General features: G+C 64.7%; 20 protein-coding genes. 6 read left to right on the top strand and 14 right to left on the bottom strand.

Annotated elements, in window-relative coordinates; genetic code table 11:
- Positions 1-17: 17 nt before the first annotated feature.
- The 6 genes from metW to BLV47_RS00780 form a co-directional block, all read right to left on the bottom strand.
- The gene (gene metW / locus BLV47_RS00755) at positions 18-638 is read right to left on the bottom strand and encodes a methionine biosynthesis protein MetW (RefSeq protein WP_092308782.1); all 621 of its coding nucleotides are present in this window, start codon (positions 636-638) and stop codon (positions 18-20) included.
- A 7-nt stretch (positions 639-645) separates the two neighbouring features.
- On the bottom strand, positions 646-1,785 hold the full coding sequence (gene metX / locus BLV47_RS00760) for a homoserine O-succinyltransferase MetX (RefSeq protein ID WP_092308785.1): 1,140 nt from the start codon (positions 1,783-1,785) through the stop codon (positions 646-648).
- A gap of 163 nt (positions 1,786-1,948) precedes the next feature.
- Positions 1,949-2,242 (bottom strand): DUF167 domain-containing protein, encoded by a 294-nt coding sequence (locus tag BLV47_RS00765; RefSeq protein ID WP_092308788.1) that lies wholly within the window; start codon positions 2,240-2,242, stop codon positions 1,949-1,951.
- Positions 2,243-2,258: 16 nt separating this feature from the next.
- Positions 2,259-2,849: a YggT family protein gene (locus tag BLV47_RS00770; RefSeq protein WP_011064014.1), complete on the bottom strand. Its 591-nt coding sequence runs from the start codon at positions 2,847-2,849 to the stop codon at positions 2,259-2,261.
- 10 nt (positions 2,850-2,859) lie between these two features.
- Positions 2,860-3,678 (bottom strand): pyrroline-5-carboxylate reductase, encoded by an 819-nt coding sequence (gene proC, locus BLV47_RS00775; RefSeq protein ID WP_092308791.1) that lies wholly within the window; start codon positions 3,676-3,678, stop codon positions 2,860-2,862.
- A 34-nt stretch (positions 3,679-3,712) separates the two neighbouring features.
- Positions 3,713-4,411 (bottom strand): YggS family pyridoxal phosphate-dependent enzyme, encoded by a 699-nt coding sequence (locus tag BLV47_RS00780; RefSeq protein ID WP_092308794.1) that lies wholly within the window; start codon positions 4,409-4,411, stop codon positions 3,713-3,715.
- Positions 4,412-4,601: 190 nt separating this feature from the next.
- Here BLV47_RS00780 and BLV47_RS00785 point away from each other — a divergent pair, with 190 nt between their 5' ends.
- A complete protein-coding gene (locus tag BLV47_RS00785; protein WP_092308797.1) occupies positions 4,602-5,636 on the top strand; it encodes a type IV pilus twitching motility protein PilT in 1,035 nt (344 codons plus the stop codon).
- 78 nt (positions 5,637-5,714) lie between these two features.
- On the opposite strand, the gene BLV47_RS00790 is transcribed toward BLV47_RS00785, so the two are convergent.
- Positions 5,715-6,338 carry a C40 family peptidase gene (locus tag BLV47_RS00790; RefSeq protein WP_047289730.1) on the bottom strand — a complete coding sequence of 208 codons (624 nt, stop codon included), beginning with the start codon at positions 6,336-6,338 and terminating at the stop codon, positions 5,715-5,717.
- Positions 6,339-6,589: 251 nt separating this feature from the next.
- Here BLV47_RS00790 and BLV47_RS00795 point away from each other — a divergent pair, with 251 nt between their 5' ends.
- Positions 6,590-7,009 carry an NINE protein gene (locus BLV47_RS00795; protein ID WP_092308800.1) on the top strand — a complete coding sequence of 140 codons (420 nt, stop codon included), beginning with the start codon at positions 6,590-6,592 and terminating at the stop codon, positions 7,007-7,009.
- A 59-nt stretch (positions 7,010-7,068) separates the two neighbouring features.
- Here BLV47_RS00795 and BLV47_RS00800 read toward each other — a convergent pair whose 3' ends face one another.
- The 7 genes from BLV47_RS00800 to gshB all read right to left on the bottom strand — a co-directional run bounded on the left by BLV47_RS00800 (position 7,069) and on the right by gshB (position 13,145).
- Complete coding sequence (locus BLV47_RS00800; protein WP_092308803.1) at positions 7,069-8,340, bottom strand: dihydroorotase; 1,272 nt, start codon at positions 8,338-8,340, stop codon at positions 7,069-7,071.
- Complete coding sequence (locus BLV47_RS00805; RefSeq protein WP_092308806.1) at positions 8,337-9,341, bottom strand: aspartate carbamoyltransferase catalytic subunit; 1,005 nt, start codon at positions 9,339-9,341, stop codon at positions 8,337-8,339. The genes BLV47_RS00800 and BLV47_RS00805 overlap by 4 nt, the downstream gene beginning before the upstream one ends.
- 25 nt (positions 9,342-9,366) lie before the next feature.
- Complete coding sequence (gene pyrR, locus BLV47_RS00810; RefSeq protein ID WP_092308809.1) at positions 9,367-9,873, bottom strand: bifunctional pyr operon transcriptional regulator/uracil phosphoribosyltransferase PyrR; 507 nt, start codon at positions 9,871-9,873, stop codon at positions 9,367-9,369.
- A 103-nt stretch (positions 9,874-9,976) separates the two neighbouring features.
- Positions 9,977-10,414: a Holliday junction resolvase RuvX gene (gene ruvX / locus BLV47_RS00815; protein ID WP_092308812.1), complete on the bottom strand. Its 438-nt coding sequence runs from the start codon at positions 10,412-10,414 to the stop codon at positions 9,977-9,979.
- A complete protein-coding gene (locus BLV47_RS00820) occupies positions 10,414-10,983 on the bottom strand; it encodes a YqgE/AlgH family protein (RefSeq protein WP_092308815.1) in 570 nt (189 codons plus the stop codon). The genes ruvX and BLV47_RS00820 overlap by 1 nt, the downstream gene beginning before the upstream one ends.
- Before the next feature lie 161 nt (positions 10,984-11,144).
- The gene (locus BLV47_RS00825; RefSeq protein ID WP_092308818.1) at positions 11,145-12,044 is read right to left on the bottom strand and encodes an energy transducer TonB; all 900 of its coding nucleotides are present in this window, start codon (positions 12,042-12,044) and stop codon (positions 11,145-11,147) included.
- Between the two features lie 129 nt (positions 12,045-12,173).
- Positions 12,174-13,145 (bottom strand): glutathione synthase, encoded by a 972-nt coding sequence (gene gshB, locus BLV47_RS00830; protein WP_092308821.1) that lies wholly within the window; start codon positions 13,143-13,145, stop codon positions 12,174-12,176.
- 236 nt (positions 13,146-13,381) lie between these two features.
- Here gshB and pilG point away from each other — a divergent pair, with 236 nt between their 5' ends.
- From pilG to BLV47_RS00850, 4 genes are all read left to right on the top strand, one after another.
- Complete coding sequence (gene pilG, locus BLV47_RS00835) at positions 13,382-13,786, top strand: twitching motility response regulator PilG (RefSeq protein ID WP_016964938.1); 405 nt, start codon at positions 13,382-13,384, stop codon at positions 13,784-13,786.
- Positions 13,787-13,843: 57 nt separating this feature from the next.
- Positions 13,844-14,209, top strand: coding sequence for a twitching motility response regulator PilH (gene pilH, locus BLV47_RS00840; RefSeq protein WP_042941009.1), 366 nt, complete (start codon positions 13,844-13,846; stop codon positions 14,207-14,209).
- Between the two features lie 10 nt (positions 14,210-14,219).
- Positions 14,220-14,759, top strand: coding sequence for a chemotaxis protein CheW (locus BLV47_RS00845; RefSeq protein ID WP_092308824.1), 540 nt, complete (start codon positions 14,220-14,222; stop codon positions 14,757-14,759).
- 139 nt (positions 14,760-14,898) lie between these two features.
- Positions 14,899-16,962, top strand: a complete 2,064-nt coding sequence (locus BLV47_RS00850; RefSeq protein ID WP_092308827.1) for a methyl-accepting chemotaxis protein — start codon at positions 14,899-14,901, stop codon at positions 16,960-16,962.
- Positions 16,963-16,967: the final 5 nt, after the last annotated feature.

Consider the following 16,967-nt stretch of genomic DNA (forward strand, 5'->3'; position numbering starts at 1 on the left):
CCTCGATGCAACGTGGTTTATACCGCGACTTTGTGCTCTTGCAGGCCGGGACTGCTGACGCGGTAGATGCCGATCTCTCCCAACAGATTAGGCCATAGCTTACTGGCCCACCCGTGGCGGTGTTGTTGATCGACGGCAAGGCGGTTGATCACCCGGGCCTGGCGCTCGCGGCACAGCTCCTCGAAGTCCTCGAAGGTGCAGAAGTGGATGTTCGGCGTGTTGTACCAGGTGTACGGCAGGAACTCCGAGACCGGCATCCGGCCCTTGCTGGCCAGGTACCAGCGGCAGCGCCAGTGACCGAAGTTGGGGAAGGTGATGATGCATTGGCGACCGACCCGAAGCATCTCGTCGAGAATCTTGTCCGGGTAGTGCACGGCTTGCAGGGCCTGGGTCATGACCACGATGTCGAAGCTGTTGCTGGCGAAGTTGCCCAGGCCCTTGTCCAGGTCCTGTTCGATCACGTTGATGCCCTTGGCCACGCACTGGGCAATGTTGTCCGGGTCGTTTTCCAGGCCGTAGCCGGTGACTTGCTTGTGTTCCTGCAGCCAGCTCAGCAGCTCGCCGTTACCGCAGCCCAGGTCGAGGACGCGGCTGCCGGCGGGGATCCATTCCTGGATGATTTCCAGATCGGCTCTCATCGTGTCCTCACAGCGTTATGCGGTTCATGTAGTGACTAAAGGCCTGCAAGTAGCGCGGGATCGGGATCAGGAAGGCGTCGTGCCCCTGGGGTGCGTCGATCTCCAGGTAGCAGACGTCCTTGCGTGCGGCCATCAGCGCGTCAACCAGCTCCCGGGAGCGGGCCGGGGAGAAGCGCCAGTCGGTGGTGAAGGACATCACGCAGAACTTGGCGCTGGCGTTGGCGAAGGTCTTGGCCAGGTCGTCGTCGAAGTTCGCCGCCGGGTCGAAATAGTCCAGGGCCTTGGTCATCAGCAGGTAGGTGTTGGCGTCGAACCGCCCGGAGAATTCCTCGCCCTGATAGCGCAGGTAGCTTTCCACCTGGAACTCGACGCTGTGGAAGTCGTAGTTGAGCTTCTCGCTCTTGAGGCCGCGGCCGAATTTCTCGCCCATGGAGTCGTCGGACAGGTAGGTGATGTGCCCCACCATCCGCGCCAGCATCAGGCCGCGCTTGGGGATCACGCCCTGTTCCTGGAACGAGCCGCCGTGGAATTCCGGGTCGGTGAGGATCGCCTGGCGCGCCACTTCGTTGAAGGCGATGTTCTGCGCCGAGAGCTTGGGCGCCGAGGCGATGGCCAGGCAGTGCCGTACCCGGTCCGGGTAGGTGATGGTCCATTGCAGGGCCTGCATGCCACCCAGGCTGCCGCCGATCACCGCCGCCCACTGGCCGATGCCCAGGCGGTCCGCCAGGCGTGCCTGGCTGTGCACCCAGTCTTCCACGGTCAAGACCGGGAAGTCGGCGCCGAACGGCTTGCCGGTGTCCGGATTGATGCTGCTGGGGCCGGTAGAGCCGTTGCAGCCGCCGAGGTTGTTGAGGCTGACCACGAAGAACTTGTTGGTGTCGATCGGCTTGCCCGGGCCGATGCAGCTGTCCCACCAGCCGGGCTTGCGGTCATCAACGCTGTGGTAGCCGGCAGCGTGATGATGGCCGGACAGGGCGTGGCAGATCAGCACCGCGTTGCTGGCGCTGGCGTTGAGCTGTCCATAGGTTTCATAGATCAGGTCGTAGGCTGGCAGCGAGCGCCCGCAGGCCAGGGCCAGGGGTTCGCTGAAGTGGGCCAGTTGCGGTGTGACCAGACCAACAGAATCGGGGGGAAAGGCAGTTGGCATCGATCCTGCTCTCGTTCAAATGAGGCGTAAGTCTAAAGACCGCTGTCTCCAGCGGCAAGCAAAGCCCGGGGCTGTGTTTCGTCGGGGGAAATGGCGGGGGAGCTTGGTTGGCAAGCCCGCTCCTACGGCGGACATGGGGCGTAGGAGCCGGCTTGCCGGCGAATCAGGAGGGGCGGGCCAGTCCGGGCAGGTCCGGCAGTTTTTTTGGCGCTTGCAGGCGCACCCGTTTCTGCCGGTTCAACTCGCCGCTGACCAGGCTCACATGGCTCTTGGGGATACCGAAAGCCTTGGCCAGGAACGCCATCAGGTGCGCATTGGCCTTGCCTTCCACGGGCGGCGCGGTGAGGCGGATTTTCAGGCGCTCCCCATGCAGGCCAGCGAACTCGTCGCTGCTGGCCTTGGGTTGCAGGTGGCAATCGAGGATCAGATCCTCACCGTCCCAGCGGAAATAGCTCACGCAGACAGTCCGCCGGTCAGATCAGCAGGCGTAGGATGTCCGGCATCATGGTCATGGCCGCCAGGTTGTTGATCACCAGCATGTCCAGCAGCTTGAGCACCATGAAGGCCAGGATCGGCGAGATATCCAGGCCGCCCATGCTCGGCAGGATGCGGCGGAACGGCGCCAGGGCCGGCTCGCAGATCTGGTTCACCAGCTCGGCGCCGGGGTTGTGGCTGCCAGGTGCGACCCAGGACAGGATCACGCTGATGATCAGGGCGAAGAAGAAGATCTTCAGGAACAGCGCGGTCACGCCGATGATCGACCAGATCAGCAGTTGCAGCGGGTTGCCGGTGGTGCCGTAGGTCAGCAGCAGGGTCAGGGCCATCAGCGCCAGCTGCACCAGGATCGCCAGCAGCAGTGAAGACATGTCCAGGCCGCCGATGCTCGGGATGACCCGGCGCATCGGCTTGAGCAGTGGCTGGGTGGCCCGCACGATGAACTGGCACAGCGGGTTGTAGAAGTTGGCGCGCACCAGTTGCAGGACGAAACGCATCAGCACGATCAGCAGGTACAGGCTGCCCAGGGTTTGCAGCACGTACACCGCGGCGGTGTTCAATCCAATCATCATTGGCTCCTTATTGGCCCAGTTGTTCGGCCATTTCGGCCGAGCGGTGCGCGGCGGCACCCAATGCTTTTTCCACCAGGGCTTCGAAGCCTCCAGCCTGGAACGACTTGATCGCCGCTTCCGTGGTGCCGGCCGGCGAGGTCACGCGGCGGCGCAGCTCGGCGGCATCGACATCGCTGGAAACGGCCATGTGGGCCGCTCCCAGGGCGGTTTGCAGGGTCAGTTGGGCGGCGGTTTCCCGGGGCAGGCCGAGTTTCTCGCCGGCGGCGGTCATGGCTTCGATCAGCAGGAAGAAATACGCCGGGCCGCTGCCGGATACGGCGGTCACCGCGTCCAGTTGCTGCTCCTGCTCCAGCCACAGGGCGATGCCCACGGCGGACAGCAGCTCTTCGGCCTGATGGCGCTGTTCGGCGCTGACCCGGGCATTGGCATACAGACCGCTGACGCCCTGGCGCAGCAGCGCCGGAGTGTTGGGCATGCAGCGCACTATGGGTTGTTCGCCAAGCCAGTTGTTCATGCTGGCGCAGGTGATGCCGGCGGCGATGGACACCACCAGTTGCTGCGGCTGCAGGCTCGGACGCAGGGCCTCGCACACGGCTTTCATGGCCTGGGGCTTGACCGCCAGGACGATCACGTCGACGCCATCGATGGCCTCGGCGTTATCGGCGAAGACCTGGATGCCATGCTCGGCCGCCACCTTGGCGCGGGTTTCGGCGCCGGGGTCGCTGGCGCGGATCTGCGCCGCCTCCAGGCCTTTGGCCCGCAGGCCACCGATGAGGCTGGCCGCCATGTTGCCGGCACCGATAAAAGCGATACGAGTCGTGTTCATGACAGGTCCTTATGAGAGGTCAGGGTCAGTCGCATCAGGACTGACTGTAGTCGCGGGCGCCAAACAGCGCGGTGCCGATCCGCACCCAGGTGGCGCCTTGGGCGATGGCCGCTTCGAGGTCGTGGCTCATGCCCATGGAAAGGGTGTCCAGGGGCAGCTTGAGGCTGTCCCGCAGTTGATTGTTCAAGGCCTGTACCGCCGCGAAGGCGGCCTCCTGGGCGGCCCGATCCTCGGTGGGCTCGGGAATCGCCATCAGTCCACGCAGTTGCAGGCGCGGCAAGGCGCTGATGGCGCTGGCCAGGTCTGGCAGGTCGGCCGGGCTGCAGCCGGACTTGCTGGCTTCGCCACTGACGTTCACCTGGATGCAGATGTTCAGCGGCGGCAGGTCGGCCGGGCGTTGCTCGGACAGGCGTTGGGCGATTTTCAGGCGATCCACGGAGTGCACCCAGGCGAAGTGCTCGGCGATGGCACGGGTCTTGTTCGACTGAATGGGGCCGATGAAGTGCCAACTCAAGGGCAGGTCGGCCAGTTCCTGTTGTTTGCCCAGGGCTTCCTGCAGGTAGTTCTCGCCGAAATCCCGCAGGCCGGCTGCATAGGCCTCGCGCAGGGCGGCGGCGGGTTTGGTCTTGCTCACCGCCAGCAGTTGGACACCGTGCGGGTCACGTTGTGTGGCCTGGCAGGCGTTGCGGATGCGCTCGGCTACCTGGGCAATGTTGTCTGCTATCGTGGACATTCGATTTCGTCTCAAAAGTACCGGCGGCCCTGACCAGCGGCCGCCGCGTGAATCCACCAGACCTCGCTTGCCGACCGGCCCGAGCAGCGCTCAAGGGCCGTGCCGGACACTGTCCGCCGCCGGGCAATCGAAGCTGCCGGGCGCGAGCGGGTCTGAAGCTCGCGGCATTCTACTGGAATTGGGGGGCTCTATGGACATCACCGAACTCCTGACCTTGAGCGTTTCCCGGGGCGCTTCGGACCTGCATCTTTCGGCTGGCCTGGCACCGTTGCTGCGCATCGATGGCGATATTGCCCCGATGCAGGGGCCGGCCCGGGATGCGCGCCAGGTGCTGGCCCTGATTCATGGCCTGATGAGCGAAGCACAGCGCCAGGCATTCGCCGCCACCCAGGATCTGGACTTCGCCTACGACCTGCCGGGCGTGGCGCGGTTCCGGGTCAATGCTTTCCAGCATGCCCGTGGCGCCGGTGCGGTGCTGCGGCTGATCCCGCCACAGGTACAGAGCCTGGAGGCATTGGGGCTGGGGCCAGTGTTTCGGCAGATTGCCGAGTTGCCCCGCGGGCTGGTGCTGGTCACCGGGCCTACCGGCAGCGGCAAATCCACCACGCTGGCGACGATGATCGATCATCTGAACCAACATCGGCAGCAGCACATTCTCACCATCGAGGACCCCATCGAGTTCGTGCATCCGCAGAAAAGCTGCCTGGTGCATCAGCGCGAGGTGCAACGCGATACCCAGAGTTTCGCCACCGCCTTGCGCGCGGCGTTGCGCGAGGATCCGGATGTGATCCTGCTGGGAGAACTGCGGGACCTGGAAAGCATCCGCCTGGCCCTGACCGCTGCCGAAACCGGGCACCTGGTGTTCGCCACCCTGCACACGGCATCCGCGGCCAAGAGCATCGACCGGCTGGTGGACGTGTTCCCGGGGGAGGAGAAGGCCCTGGTGCGCTCGATGCTGGCCGAGTCGCTGCAGGCGGTGATCGCTCAGGTGCTGCTGAAGAAGGTGGGCGGTGGCCGGGTGGCGGCGCACGAGATCATGCTGGGCAGCCCGGCGATCCGCAACCTGATCCGCGAGGACAAGGTGGCGCAGATGTATTCGGCGATCCAGACCGGTGGCGGCCAGGGCATGCGCACGCTGGACATGAGCCTCAAGGTGTTGCTTGGGCAGGGGTTGATCAGTCGTGAACAGGCGCGTGAGCAGGCACGGGTGCCGGAGAGTTTTTGACCGGGCTGGAAATGCATTCGCCGGCAAGCCGGCTCCTACGGTTGGGGGTAGGAGCCGGCTTGCCGGCGAATCGGTGTATCAGCGCTGCACGACCCGCAGGGGCGCGTGCTCCTTGGGCAGGACCCGCTTGGCAACCACATAGTGGCTCTGCCAGTAGGGCTTCTTCAGGGTGTCGATGGTCACCGCCTTGCCGCGCCGTGGGGCGTGGATAAAGCGGTCTTCGCCCAGGTAGATGGCGACGTGGTTGACCTTGCGGCTCTTGATGTTGAAAAACAGCAGGTCGCCGGGTTTCAGGTCCTTGCGCTCCACCTTCTGCCCGTGGCCGCTGGCCATGGCGTTGGAGGTGCGTGGCAGGTCCACGGCGGCTACGTCGTTGAAGGCGTAACGTACCAGGCCGCTGCAATCGAAGCCTTTACTTGGGCTGCTGCCGCCCCAACGATAAGGAGTACCGAGGACGTTGACCGCGCGGCTGAGGACCGTGGTGCTCGGCCGGCCGGCGTTGTTGGCTACCAGCTTGCTGTCGGCCTTGCTCAGGCGGGTAGGGTGCTTGATCGAAGTCTTGTTCTTGGCGGTGACCGTCGAAACATGAGGTTTCGGGGTGTAGCCATTAACGTTGGGAAGTCGTTGCTCACGGTTGGTGGCGTGGGCGGCCAGGGGCATTAATAGGCAAATGGTTAGCCATGTCTTGAAAAATGGTCGCATTAGGCAAGGCTCATATTTGGTTAGCGCGCAACTTTATAACAGCTTTCAGGTCACTTCCGTGGCCGTTTGTCGATTCAACCTTGGGGTCAACTTCGGCAAAGAGGTGGCAACTTGACGCAGAAAAACGTCGGAAGTCAGGCGGTACAAGGCCTCGACGGAGCAGAAGGTAACATTGGCCGCATGTCGAATGCCCGTAAAAAAGTCACAAAGTTTTCAAGAATATTTATCTATCACCTGCAAAGAGGCACTTAATGAACACCTATCGTCAGGATGCATTCCCCCACGACACCCACAGCAAGGTGATCGGTTATCTGCTGTGGATTTTCGGTTTTACCGGCGCTCACCGCTTCTATTACGGCAAGCCGGTGACCGGGACCATTTGGTTCTTCACCTTCGGTCTGTTGGGCATTGGCTGGCTGATCGACCTGTTCCTGATCCCGTCCATGGACCGGGAAGCGGACTTCAGGTTCACCGCAGGTCCGCTGGAATACAGCGTGGCCTGGATTCTGCTGACTTTTCTCGGGGTGTTCGGCGTGCACCGCATGTACCAGGGCAAATGGCTGAGCGGGGTGCTCTACCTGTTCACCGGTGGCCTGTTCTTCATTGGGGTGCTGTATGACTTCTGGACCCTGAACGATCAGGTGTCCCTGGAAAACGCCAAGCGCCGCTGACGGATCGAGCCGGCTCCATGTGGGAGCCGGCTCGCCGGCAAAGGCCGGCGCCGTGGACCTCAGCCCTGATAGCTGATGTGTCCATCCACCAGGGTGTAGCGCACCGCGCCCGGCAGGCTGTGGCCGAGGAACGGGCAGTTCTCGCCCTTGGACAGCCAGCGCTCGCCGGCCACGGTGGAGCTGGCCGGGTCGAACAGCACCAGGTCCGCCGGGCCACCTTCCACCAGCTTGCCCGCTGGCAGGCGCAAGGCGGCGGCCGGGCCGGCGCTGAGGCGCGCCAGCAGGGTCGGCAGCTCCAGCAGGCCGTCCTGTACCAGGGTCAGGGCCAGCGGCAGCAACAGTTCGACGCTGCTGATGCCTGGCTCGGTGGCACCGAACGGCGCCAGCTTGGCATCGCGCTCATGGGGCTGGTGATGGCTGGAGATGGCCTGCACCACCCCTGATTTCACCGCTTCGCGCAGGGCATCACGGTCGGCCCGCGAGCGCAGCGGCGGCTGCACGTGATACAGGCTGGAGAAGTCGATCAGCGCCTCGTCGGTGAGGATCAGCTGGTACAAGGCAACATCGGCGGTCACTGGCAGGCCGCGGGCCTGGGCCTGGGCAATCAGTTCCACGCCGCGGGCGCTGGTCAGCTGGCTGAAGTGGGCGCGCACGCCGCTCTGTTCCACCAGCAGCAGGTCCCGGGCCAGGGCCACGGTTTCCGCGCTTTCCGGGATGCCCGGCAAACCGAGGAAGCTCGCGGTGGCGCCTTCATGGGCCAGGCCGCCTTCGGCCAGGTCGCGGTCCTGGGAGTGGAAGATCACCGTCAGGTCGAAGGTGGCGGCGTATTCCAGGGCGCGGCACAGGGTGCGGGTGCTGCGAAAACCCTCCAGGCCGTTGCCAAAAGCCACGCAACCGGCGTCACGCAAGGCGATCAGCTCTGCCAGTTGCTCGCCCTCCAGGCCCTTGCTCAAGGCGCCGATGGGGAACACCTTGCTGTTGCCGGCTTCGCGGGCGCGGTCGAGGATCAGTTCGGCCACGGCCGAGGTATCCAGCACCGGCTTGGTGCGCGGTGGGCAGCACAGGCTGGTGACGCCACCGGCTGCGGCGGCGCGGGTTTCGCTGGCGATGCTGCCCTTGCGGCTGTAGCCCGGCTCGCGCAGGGCCACGCTCAGGTCCACCAGGCCGGGCGCGGCCACCAGGCCCTTGGCGTCGATAGTGGTGACGGCATTGAAACCATTGGGGGCGGCGCCGATGGCGACGATCTTGCCGGCTTCCAGGTGCAGATCAGTGGTTTGATCCAGGCCGCTGCTTGGATCGATGACGCGGGCGCCGAGAATGCTGAGCTTCACTGGGCGTTCTCCTGCTCGAATTGTCGCTGGGCGGTCTGCCCGCTCATGGCCATGGACAGCACGGCCATGCGCACTGCAATGCCGTAGGTCACCTGATTGAGGATCACCGAGTGCGGACCGTCGGCCACCGCCGATTCGATCTCCACGCCACGGTTGATCGGGCCCGGGTGCATGACGATGGCGTCGGGCTTGGCCCCGGCCAGGCGCGCGGTGGTCAGGCCGAACAGGCGGTAGAACTCGCCTTCGCTGGGCAGCAGGCCGCCCTGCATGCGCTCGCGTTGCAGGCGCAGCATGATCACCACGTCGACATCTTTAAGGCCTTCGGTCATGTCGGTGTAGACCTTGACCCCGTACTGCTCGATGCCGATGGGCAGCAAGGTCTTCGGCGCGATCACGCGGATGTCCGGGCAACCGAGGGCTTTGAGCGCCAGCATGTTCGAACGCGCTACCCGCGAGTGCAGGATGTCGCCGACGATGGCCACCGAGAGGTTCTCGAAGCCGCCCTTGTGCCGGCGGATGGTCAGCATGTCGAGCATGCCCTGGGTCGGGTGGGCGTGACGGCCGTCGCCGCCGTTGATGATCGCCACCTGCGGGCACACGTGTTCGGCGATGAAGTGCGCGGCGCCGGAGTCGGCGTGGCGCACCACGAACATGTCGGCGGCCATGGCTTCCAGGTTGCGCAGGGTGTCCAGCAAGGTTTCACCCTTGCTCGCCGAGGAGGTCGAGACATTCAGGGTGATCACGTCCGCCGACAGCCGTTGGGCCGCCAGTTCGAAGGTGGTGCGGGTCCGGGTGGAGTTCTCGAAGAACACGTTGCATACGGTCTTGCCGCGCAGCAGCGGGACTTTCTTCACCGCCCGGGCGCCGACTTCGAGGAACGAGTCGGCGGTGTCGAGGATTTCTGTCAGCAGCTCGCGGTTCAGGCCGTCGAGGGACAGGAAATGGCGCAGCTGGCCCTGATCGTTGAGCTGCAGCGGGCGCTTGGCGTCTAGAGGCGTCATCGCAATGGACTCTTAAAAGGGCGAGTTAGAGGGCGAGGTCTTGGAGCTCGAGTTGAAGCGGCGCAGGACCGGACAATTTTACCCGCTCGTGGGCGGCCAGCGACAGGGTCGCGCCCACCACATTCGGCCGGATCGGCAGCTCGGCGGCGTTCAGGTCCAGCAGGCAGACCAGGGTCACGCTGGCCGGGCGGCCGTAGTCGAACAGTTCGTTGAGGGCCGCGCGCACGGTGCGGCCGCTCATCAGCACGTCGTCGATCAGCACCAGGTGCTGGCCTTCGATCTCGAACGGCAGCTCCGAGGGACGCACTTGCGGGTGCAGGCCGTTCTGGCTGAAGTCGTCGCGGTAGAAGGACACGTCCAGGGTACCCAGGGGCGCGTCGCTGCCCAGGGCTTCCAGCAGGGCCTGGGCCACCCAGACGCCGCCGGTACGGATACCGATGAAACGTGGCTCGCTGATAGCGCGCTGGGCCAGGTGGGCGTTGAGATCAGTGGCCATCTGGCTGATCAGGGCGGCGGGATTGGGCAGGCTCATGGTGGCTCCTTCGTGGGCTCGCGCCGGGCAGCTGGGCGCGGGGACTTGCGGCTGTCGGGCCAGGAGGCGCGCAGCCAGGGGCCGCGCATCTTCGGGATTGGTTTCAGGTGTTCAACAGGTCGGCGTTTTCATCGAGCCAGCCCTGCAGCAGCAGGGCCGCGGCGATGGCGTCCACCGGGTTGTCGCGGTAACTGCCTTTCTGTCCGCCCCGGGCCAGGCGTTCGCCCTTGGCCTCGAAGGTGGTCAGGCGTTCATCGTGGGTATAGAAGGGCACATTGAAGCGGCCGTTCAGGCGCCGGGCGAACTTCTCGGCACGTACGCACATGTCACTGGGCGTGCCGTCCATGTTCAGGGGCAGGCCCACCACCACGGCGTCGGGTTTCCACTCCTTGATCAGCGCCTCCACCTGATTCCAGTCCGGCACGCCGTTCTGCGCCTTCAAGGTGCACAGTTCGCGGGCCTGGCCGGTGATGGCCTGGCCGACGGCGACGCCGATCTGCTTGGTGCCGTAGTCGAAGCCGAGGATCAGTCGCAAGGCCATCAGGCGTGGCCCGCCTGGCTGGTGAGCAGGCTGAGGTTGACCCCCAGGTGCCGGGCGGCGGCTTCCAGGCGCAGTTCGCTGCTGGTGTTGAACAGGATGTCGGCGTCGAAGGGGCAGGTCAGCCAGGCATTGTCCGCCAGCTCGGCTTCCAGTTGCCCGGCTTCCCAGCCGGCGTAGCCCAAGGCGATCAGGCTCTTGCTCGGGCCGACGCCGTCGGCGATGGCAAACAGCACATCTTGAGAGGTGGACAGTGACAGCCCTTCGAGCTCCACCGTGGCCTGGTAGACCGGGCCGCTGGGGTGCAGGACAAAGCCGCGATCGGTCTGTACCGGGCCGCCGCTGAAGATCGGCACGTGCTGGCACAGCAGCGACGGCTCTTCGTCGGGGCGCAGTTGTTCGAGGATATCCGCCAGGTTCAGGTCCTGGGGCCGGTTGATCACCAGGCCCATGGCGCCACTGGCGTTGTGCTCGACGATGTAGGTCAAGGTCTGCGCAAAGTTCGGGTCGGCCATATGGGGCATGGCGATCAGGAAGTGATGCTTGAGATAGCTTGGGCTGACATTTTTCATGAGCGCTAGTGTGGCGGTGGCGGGCCCGGCTGACAAGCGTCACCCGGTGGGGGCTGGCTTATCGCGAAGGCGTCGATGGGGTTTGCGTCGCGCGGGCCTTTTCGCCGGCAAGTCGGCTCCTGCCCGGGCGTTGCTGTTTATGCCTGCCTGGCGGGGGCGGATCAGTTGCTCGACAGCTTGTCGCCCCGGGCGAAGCGCCAGGTGCGGATGATTTCCAGGCGGTCGATGTCCGACAGGTCGCCGGTGAAGGGCGCGAACGGCGCGGCCAGGCGCACGATGCGCTGGGCGGCCTGGTCCAGCAGCGGCTGGCCGGAGGATTCCAGCACCAGCACTTCATACAGCGAGCCGTCGCGGTTGATCGAAACCATCAGCCGCAAGTTGCCGTAGATCTGCTTGCGTCGCGCTTCCTCGGGGTAGTTGAGGTTGCCGATGCGCTCGACCTTCTTGCGCCATTCGTCCTTATACCAGGCGCCCTTGTCGCGCATGGTGGAGGCCGCGCTCAGGCGGTGGATGCGCGGGCGCTTGGCGTACAGCTGCTGTTCGTTGGCCAGTTCCGCTTCCAGGCTGGAAATCTCGCTGGACAGCTGGGAGCTGTCGAAGGTCGGGGTGTCGGCCTTGGGCGTCGGGTCTTTCCTGACCTCTTCGCGCTGGGTCACGGTCTTTTTCGGCTTTGGCGCGGTGGTGGCCACGGCGGCCTTGGGCGCGGCTTCCTTGACCTCGGGCTTGACCGACGGCGGGGGCACCACCTTTTTCACCGAGTTGTCCTGGAATGGTGCCACTTCGGTGGTTTTCGGAATGGCCTTCTTGTCCAGGGTGCCGCTGCCTTCCTGATGCTCCTGGGCGAGAAAGTCGGCCTTCTTCGGCTTGGTTTCGCTCTTGAAGGTGGCCAGGGTGATTTCCAGGGTCTTGCTGATGGCCTTGGGTTCGGCGAAGGAAAAGCCCAGGCCGAGGATCAGGGCCAGGTGCAGCAGCGCCGCCAGGAACAGGGTAAATCCCAGGCGATCGGCTGCGCGCACGCCGCCATGGGCAAGTTCTGGGGGCAGATCGGACGACAGGCTCATCGGCGGTTCGACATCACGGCAGGCATCACACAACCAACATCAGGTTTTCACAGGCGGCGCATGATAACGCAATGTTGGTTGCAAGCCTTGAGTGCCAAGCATCATGCGACAGGCTGCAGGTGACGCAGATCAAGCTTGTGGCTTGTTGCCGGCGGCTTGCAGCTTGCGCTCGATGGCATCCATCAACTGCGCGCCGATCTGGGTGCCGAAGGCGTTATCGATCTCACGGATGCAGGTGGGGCTGGTGACGTTGATTTCCGTCAGGTGCTCGCCAATCACATCGAGGCCGACGAACAGCAGGCCCTTGGCCCGCAGGGTCGGGCCGACCTGGGCGGCAATCCAGCGGTCCTTGTCGCTCAGTGGACGGGCTTCGCCACGACCGCCGGCGGCCAGGTTGCCACGGGTTTCACCGGCGGCGGGGATGCGCGCCAGGCAGTAATCCACTGGTTCGCCATCGATCATCAGGATGCGCTTGTCACCGTCCTTGATCGCAGGCAGGTAGGCCTGGGCCATGATCTGCTGGCTGCCGAGCACGGTCAGGGTTTCCAGGATCACCGACAGGTTCGGGTCGCCGGCGCGGTGGCGGAAGATCGAGGTGCCGCCCATGCCGTCCAGCGGCTTGAGGATCACGTCGCCATGCTCGGCGGCGAACTCGCGCAATACATCGGCGCGGCGGCTGACCACGGTCGGCGGGGTGCATTGCGGGAACAGGGTGGCGAACAGCTTTTCATTGCAGTCGCGCAGGCTCTGGGGCTTGTTGACCACCAGCACGCCGGCGCTTTCGGCTTGTTCCAGCAGGTAGGTGGAGTAGACGAACTCCATGTCGAACGGCGGGTCCTTGCGCATCAGGATCACGTCCAGATCGCTCAGCGGGCAGTCGATCTCGGCGTCCAGCTCGAACCATTTCTCCGGGTTGGCGAACACCTGCAGCGGGCGCATGCGTGCCCGCGCCACGCCGGCGCCCTGATACAGGTCGCGCTGCTCCATATAGAAGAGGGTCCAGCCGCGCTCCTGGGCGGCCAGCAGCATGGCCAGCGAGCTGTCCTTCTTGTAGGAGATGCTGGCGATAGGGTCCATGACAATCCCGAGGCGAACGCTCATGGGTGGATTCCTTTAAGAAAATGAGTGGGAGCAAGGCAAAAAAAGTGGCGTCAGAGTGGCGCTGACAAGGGCCTGGGTCAAGGAAAAACCACTGCCTGGCGTGGTCCATAGATTGCAGGGGGGAGAGTGTGCTAAAAAGGCTCGCATGCCGGGCCGAGGCCTTGAAGTTCAAGGGTTTCGAGCCTAGGCCAGCGGTACCGGATCAAATCATTCGCTGGGGCGATGGCAGAGCAGATATGGAACAGCATTCCAACGCCTTGAAGGTGATGGTGATCGACGATTCGAAGACGATTCGCCGCACGGCCGAAATGCTGTTGAAGAACGTCGGCTGCGAGGTCATTACCGCCGTGGACGGTTTCGAGGCCCTGGCCAAGATCGTCGATCATCATCCCGGCATCATCTTCGTCGACATCATGATGCCGCGGCTCGACGGCTATCAGACCTGTGCGCTGGTGAAGAACCACAGCGCGTTCAAGTCCATTCCAGTGATCATGCTGTCCTCCAAGGATGGCCTGTTCGACAAGGCCAAGGGGCGCATCGTCGGCTCCGACCAGTTTTTGACCAAACCTTTCAGCAAGGAAGAACTGCTGAGCGCAATCAAGGCCCACGTTCCGGACTTTGTCGCGCTTGCGCCACAGTAGACACGCACAATGGCGTCCGGCCCGCGGGCCGGACGCCCATACCGTATGGGGAAGACCATGGCTCGTATTCTGATCGTCGATGACTCGCCGACTGAAATGTACAAACTCACCGGCATGCTGGAAAAGCACGGCCATGAAGTGCTCAAGGCCGAGAACGGCGCCGATGGCGTGGCCCTGGCCCGGGAAGAAAAACCCGACGCGGTGCTGATGGACATCGTCATGCCCGGCCTCAACGGCTTCCAGGCCACCCGCCAGTTGACCAAGGACGCCGAGACCAGCCATATCCCGGTAATCATCATCACCACCAAGGATCAGGAAACCGACAAGGTCTGGGGCACTCGCCAGGGCGCCAAGGACTACCTGACCAAGCCGGTGGACGAAGAAACCCTGATCAAGACCCTGAACAGCGTCCTGGCCGGCTGATCGCCCGGCCATGAGCGAAACCCAGACCGCCTTCGAGCTGCTGCTGGAAATCGACCAGCGCTGTCGCCTGCTGGCCGCCGACCTGCCGTCCCAGGAAACCCGCCAGCACGGCTGGAGCGGTATCGGCTTTCGCCTCGGGGAGCACTGGTACGTGGCCGCCATGGGCGAAATCAGCGAAGTGCTGCACGAGCCGCGCTACACCCTGCTGCCCGGGGTCAAGCCCTGGGTCAGGGGCGTGGCCAACCTGCGCGGGCGGCTGCTGCCGATCATGGACCTGTGCGCCTTCTTCGGTCATGAGCTGTCGCCCCTGCGCAAGCAGCGGCGGGTGCTGGTGGTGGAGTACAAGGAGCTGTTCGCCGGCCTGCTGGTGGATGAAGTGGCGGGCCTCAAGCATTTCGCCCAGGACAGTCTGGAGCCCGGCCCCGGCGACTTTGCCATTGCGGCGATCAGCCCCTACCTGCAGGGGCAGTTTCGCAGCGACCAGCTCTGGCAGGTCTTCAGCCCCTTCGCCCTGGCCCGCTCGCCGGCGTTCCTGGAGGTGGCGGCGTGAGCTTCGCCCGGTCCCGCTTGCCCAGCGTTCGCTGTACCCCGGCCAGCCCTGCTGCCCTGGTTCCATCCATGCTGCCCGAGCGTTGCGCGCGCCCCGGGCTCCTGAAAGCGGGATCGCCCGCTCGTCACAGGCCTGATCGATGACCAAAGCCAAAACCGGCAAGCCCCTGGAAGGCTCCCGCAGTCGCTCGCAGATCATCGTGCTGTTCATCGCACTGATCGTGTTCATCATGCTGCTGTTCGCCAACTTCGCTTACCTGAACACCCAGGCCACCTACGACAAGCAGTACATCGGCCACGCCGGCGAGTTGCGAGTGCTGTCCCAGCGCATCGCCAAGAATGCCACCGAAGCGGCGGCCGGCAAGGCCGCAGCGTTCAAGCTGCTGGGGGATGCGCGCAACGACTTTGCCCAGCGCTGGAGCTACCTGAAGAAGGGCGACCCGGCTACCGGCCTGCCCGGGGCGCCGGTGGTGCTGCGCCAGGAAATGCGCGCCGTGCAGCTGGACTGGGAGAAACTGCTGAAGAACGCCGATGTCATCCTCGGCAGCGAGCAGACGGTGCTGTCCCTGCATCAAGTGGCGGCGACCCTGGCGGAAACCGTGCCCCAGTTGCAGGTGGAATACGAGAAGGTGGTGGAGATCCTGCTGCAGCGCGGCGCGCCGGCCGCCCAGGTGGCCATGGCCCAGCGCCAGTCGCTGCTGGCCGAGCGGATTCTCGGGGCGGTCAACACGGTGCTGGCCGGCGACGAAAATGCGGTCCAGGCCGCCGACGCCTTTGGCCGGGATGCCGCGCGCTTTGGCCAGGTCCTCAACGGCATGCTGCAGGGCAACCCAGGCTTGAAGATCAGCCAGGTCGAAGACCCGGACGCCCGGGCCCGGCTGTCGGAGATTTCCGAGTTGTTCGAGTTCGTCTCCGGTTCCGTGGATGAGATCCTCGAAACTTCCCCCGAGCTGTTCCAGGTCCGAGAATCGGCGAGCAACATCTTCAGCCTGTCCCAGACCTTGCTGGACGAAGCCTCGCTGCTGGCCACCGGCTTCGAGAACCTGGCCGGCAGCCGCAAGCTGGACACCATCGGCGGTTATGTCCTGGGCCTGCTGGCCCTGGCTTCGATCATCCTCATCGGCCTGGTGATGGTCCGCGAAACCAACCGCCAGCTGCGGGAAACCGCCGAGAAGAACGAGCGCAACCAGAACGCGATCATGCGCCTGCTGGACGAGATCGAAGACCTGGCCGACGGCGACCTGACGGTGACCGCCTCGGTCACCGAGGACTTCACCGGGACCATCGCCGACTCCATCAACTATTCCGTCGACCAGCTGCGCGACCTGGTGGCCACCATCAACCTCACGGCGGGCCAGGTGGCCGGCGCGGTGCAGGAAACCCAGGCCACCGCCATGCAACTGGCCGAAGCCTCCGAGCACCAGGCCCAGCAGATTTCCGAAGCCTCCACGGCGATCAACGAGATGGCCCAGTCCATCGATCAGGTGTCGGCCAACGCCGCCGAGTCGTCGGCGGTGGCCGAGCGCTCGGTGGAGATCGCCAACAAGGGCAACGAGGTGGTGCACAACACCATTCACGGCATGGACAACATCCGCGAGCAGATCCAGGACACCGCCAAGCGCATCAAGCGCCTGGGCGAGTCCTCTCAGGAAATCGGCGACATTGTCAGCCTGATCGACGACATCGCCGACCAGACCAACATCCTCGCCCTCAACGCGGCGATCCAGGCCTCCATGGCCGGCGATGCCGGACGCGGTTTCGCCGTGGTGGCCGACGAAGTGCAGCGGCTGGCGGAGCGCTCCTCGGCGGCCACGCGGCAGATCGAGACTCTGGTACGGGCGATCCAGACCGACACCAACGAAGCGGTGATCTCCATGGAGCAGACCACCACCGAAGTGGTGCGCGGCGCGCGCCTGGCCCAGGACGCGGGGGTGGCCCTGGAAGAGATCGAAGGCGTGTCCAAGACCCTGGCGGCGCTGATCCAGAGCATCTCCAACGCGGCCCAGCAGCAGACCACGTCGGCCGGGCAGATCTCCCTGACTATGAACGTGATCCAGCAGATCACCTCGCAAACCTCGTCCGGCTCCACCGCGACCGCCGAGAGCATCGGCAACCTGGCGAAAATGGCCAGCCAGCTGCGCCGCTCGGTATCCGGCTTCACCTTGCCGGCTACCCGGGCCCCGGCCCCGAATGACAATCGCTGACGCAA

Source organism: Pseudomonas saponiphila (assembly GCF_900105185.1).
In the GTDB taxonomy this organism is placed as follows: domain Bacteria; phylum Pseudomonadota; class Gammaproteobacteria; order Pseudomonadales; family Pseudomonadaceae; genus Aquipseudomonas; species Aquipseudomonas saponiphila.

Coding starts and splice junctions, on each gene's coding strand:
- pyrR (WP_092308809.1), bottom strand. CDS start 9,873: ATGAGCCTGCCCAATCCCGCCGCCCTGATCAGCCAGATGGCCACTGAT.
- ruvX (WP_092308812.1), bottom strand. CDS start 10,414: ATGGCCTTGCGACTGATCCTCGGCTTCGACTACGGCACCAAGCAGATC.
- BLV47_RS00845 (WP_092308824.1), top strand. CDS start 14,220: ATGAGCGAAACCCAGACCGCCTTCGAGCTGCTGCTGGAAATCGACCAG.
- proC (WP_092308791.1), bottom strand. CDS start 3,678: ATGAACACGACTCGTATCGCTTTTATCGGTGCCGGCAACATGGCGGCC.
- BLV47_RS00795 (WP_092308800.1), top strand. CDS start 6,590: ATGAACACCTATCGTCAGGATGCATTCCCCCACGACACCCACAGCAAG.
- BLV47_RS00785 (WP_092308797.1), top strand. CDS start 4,602: ATGGACATCACCGAACTCCTGACCTTGAGCGTTTCCCGGGGCGCTTCG.
- BLV47_RS00805 (WP_092308806.1), bottom strand. CDS start 9,341: ATGACGCCTCTAGACGCCAAGCGCCCGCTGCAGCTCAACGATCAGGGC.
- metX (WP_092308785.1), bottom strand. CDS start 1,785: ATGCCAACTGCCTTTCCCCCCGATTCTGTTGGTCTGGTCACACCGCAA.
- metW (WP_092308782.1), bottom strand. CDS start 638: ATGAGAGCCGATCTGGAAATCATCCAGGAATGGATCCCCGCCGGCAGC.
- BLV47_RS00850 (WP_092308827.1), top strand. CDS start 14,899: ATGACCAAAGCCAAAACCGGCAAGCCCCTGGAAGGCTCCCGCAGTCGC.
- BLV47_RS00780 (WP_092308794.1), bottom strand. CDS start 4,411: ATGTCCACGATAGCAGACAACATTGCCCAGGTAGCCGAGCGCATCCGC.
- BLV47_RS00770 (WP_011064014.1), bottom strand. CDS start 2,849: ATGATTGGATTGAACACCGCCGCGGTGTACGTGCTGCAAACCCTGGGC.
- pilH (WP_042941009.1), top strand. CDS start 13,844: ATGGCTCGTATTCTGATCGTCGATGACTCGCCGACTGAAATGTACAAA.
- BLV47_RS00825 (WP_092308818.1), bottom strand. CDS start 12,044: ATGAGCCTGTCGTCCGATCTGCCCCCAGAACTTGCCCATGGCGGCGTG.
- pilG (WP_016964938.1), top strand. CDS start 13,382: ATGGAACAGCATTCCAACGCCTTGAAGGTGATGGTGATCGACGATTCG.
- BLV47_RS00790 (WP_047289730.1), bottom strand. CDS start 6,338: ATGCGACCATTTTTCAAGACATGGCTAACCATTTGCCTATTAATGCCC.
- gshB (WP_092308821.1), bottom strand. CDS start 13,145: ATGAGCGTTCGCCTCGGGATTGTCATGGACCCTATCGCCAGCATCTCC.
- BLV47_RS00820 (WP_092308815.1), bottom strand. CDS start 10,983: ATGAAAAATGTCAGCCCAAGCTATCTCAAGCATCACTTCCTGATCGCC.